The sequence below is a fragment of the Xanthovirga aplysinae genome, from assembly GCF_009711365.1.
Classification (GTDB): Bacteria; Bacteroidota; Bacteroidia; order Cytophagales; family Cyclobacteriaceae; genus Xanthovirga; species Xanthovirga aplysinae.
Window position 1 is genome coordinate 1 of sequence record NZ_SMMB01000623.1, and the last position, 2828, is coordinate 2828.

Annotated in this window: 1 protein-coding gene; it reads right to left on the minus strand. The window is 40.0% G+C overall.

Going from position 1 to position 2828, the window contains the following annotated elements; all coding sequences use genetic code 11:
• Positions 1-268: 268 nt before the first annotated feature.
• A partial coding sequence (locus tag E1171_RS03380; protein WP_222931372.1) for a tail fiber domain-containing protein occupies positions 269-2828 on the minus strand: 2560 nt, incomplete at its 5' end.

Genomic DNA, 2828 nt, shown 5'->3' on the forward strand with positions numbered 1-2828 from the left:
TTCCACTCTGCAGCCACTCATAATGAAGGCCCCTAATTCTTTATATTGCCCTTCGATGGCTTTAAACACTTCTTCTTGAAGCATTTTTAAATCATCGTTGTGTAACATTCGGCCACCATCGGTAAAATGTAATTTTTTCATTCTGTATTTTTCAATTTGAAAGATTTTTTTCTTAGTGAGGGTTAAACATGCCCATCAATTAGACTTTAAAAAGAGAAAAGGAAGGCATAGTGGGTTTCCTCTCTCCTCCTTTTTAAATGGTATGGAACTACTCCTTGAAAAGTGATTTCAATAGATTGCCTATTTTCTCCTTTGTTGGGGCTGTGAGTTCTTTTATTACTTGCTGGAGTTCCTGAATTTCCCTTTGTTGTTTTTCAATAAGTTGATGTTGTTGATCAAAACGCCTATTGGTCTCCTGAATGGCTGCGGTATTCATGGCCACCATCCCATTGTAATACAAGCCGTAACGATCCAGATCTTCGGCATAACTCACTAATTCAGGGAACAACTCTCCCACTTCTTGAGCCCCAAATCCAACTTGTAAATTCTCCTCCGGATCTTCTTTGTAACGGTAACGAATAGGATTCATCTGCATGACTTTATCTAAAACGTTCTCCACCGGATCAATATCTTTTTTGAGCCTTAAATCCGAAGTAGCAGAACTAACCGTGGCATGAATTTGGCCGTTGACATAGAGGCTATAAGAAGAAGAAGCACTAGTTTTTATGCCTACATTCCCCCTAATTTTTATAGCCTCCCCTCCTATTTCAGTCTTTGCCCAATCTTCAGAATAATTAAGAATAAGGGTATCCGTATAATCCACAAGAGCCCGGCCTGTTTCTTCTTTTCTATATGGATGTCCTATCCTTAAATCATGGACTCTAATATATGCAGAGCCTGAACTGGTAGTCACATCCAATGCTTTCAAACTACCTGAAATTTCTCCATTAACGGTTAAATTGCCAGACAATAAGGTATCTTCCGCATAAACATTAAAAAAAGGAATAGAAGTAGTTCCCCCAGAACCATACTTGTTAATATAAAGTCCCCCTTCAACATTTTCTCCTCCGGTTTGAATAAAAGCATGCGTTGTATTATGCCCCCCATACAGGCGGATAGGAATATAACCAGTTTCAGATTCAGCATACTGGTCTCCTGCAGTAACAGTTGCGTGATTATGAAAGAGTTTAATATTACCACTTGCTTTAATATTACCCCCTACTTCTAATTTCTCCTCAGGTATGACATTGATTCCCAGATTACCATTTTCTGTAACAAATAATTTAGAGGAACCATTTACTTGCAATCCAAAATAATTGCCCCCTTCCATACCTACCGCATTAAGGAAATAATTACCAGAACCATTAACATTTAGGTTCATATACCGTGTATCACTTTCCTTTAGGGTAAGGCTTGTTCCTCCTTCCAAACTTCCTCCAAAATAAGCTCTTCCTTCGGCATAGACATTCCCAGTTCTTGCATCTACCGAAAAGCGAGGTTTTTCATCCACTGCATTGTAAGAAGACCGAATAGAAAAACCCCACCAGGTATCCAGGTTGATGTTATTAATTTTATCAAGGCCGGCATAATCATTCCCTCGATTTAAGGCATAAACCGAGCTTCCATCGGCTGACAACCTTATATCCCTAGTATGCAAAAAACCCGAAACCTCCAGGTTATTGGCGTTCCAGTCTGTAGTGGAGTTATTTGAATTTCCGGAGTGATATATCTTCTTCCATTCTTTGTCAATCATATTTCTAACATAAAAACCATTGACCTGACTATAACTCATAGCCAGTTGTGCCCCTCTTTCAGGCATATCTCCTCCCAAAAATGCTTTAACCATGTATCCAGCTTGGGAGGGAAGGTTAGCACTACTGGGTTGTAAAAACCTGGTTTCCCCTACTGTTAGAAGTTCATCGGCATCCCCCACCTTATAAGGTATCCCATTTAATGCCCTACCAAAGCCATAAGGTCTGTGCTCTCCATCCCAAAGGTCTGCATCTAAACCACTTTTTTCCCCATCATTTCCACGGTGCCACACTTCCTGTGTGCCTACGTAGTACCCATTGGCTGCATACACCTTACCCGAACGAGCATCAACAGCAAAGGCGGCTTTCCCTGCAGGAATACTCCCATTGGTATAGATAGAATTGACGGAAAACCCATACCAAGTTTGTACTGCCACATTATTGAGTTTATCCAAACCGGCGTAATCCGATCCACCCGATATCATACTTCCTCCCGTACTATAAACAGGCTCTTGGGAATTGCTTACCGTACTAAATTTAATGCCATTGGCTTGTTGGTTTATATGTAAAGATCCTTGGAAATATGCATTACCTTCAGAAGTAATATTCCAATTATTGGAAAAAGCCGTTATGTTATTATTGAAATAAACCTTTTCTCTAAACCAATGTCCATTTTGTGCATTGGTACTATAGTGCGCATAAAGGTCATTTCCAGCTCCTATCTGTAAATAGGTATCATTGTCTTCATTATTAATTTCCAATACTCTTCCATAGCCATTGTCTTGCTGCCCTAATTTTAGGGCATCGATTGTAATTCCTCCCACCCTTAAAATATCAGTAGTGGTAGCTCCCCACCTAGTGAGCTGCTGTAGTGTATGTGGAATAACATCAAAATAGGTAGGCCCTCCCCCCAACTTCACTTGAATAAATTCTGTTCTTCCCTCTTCTTGCGATAAGTTGTCCTCTAATTGTGAAGCACTTACTATTTTAGCCTTATATAGCTCCCTTTTAGGAGCAATTCCTCCGCTAGCCAATTGGTAATTGGTGCGCATTTCAGGGATATCTTCTACAATATAT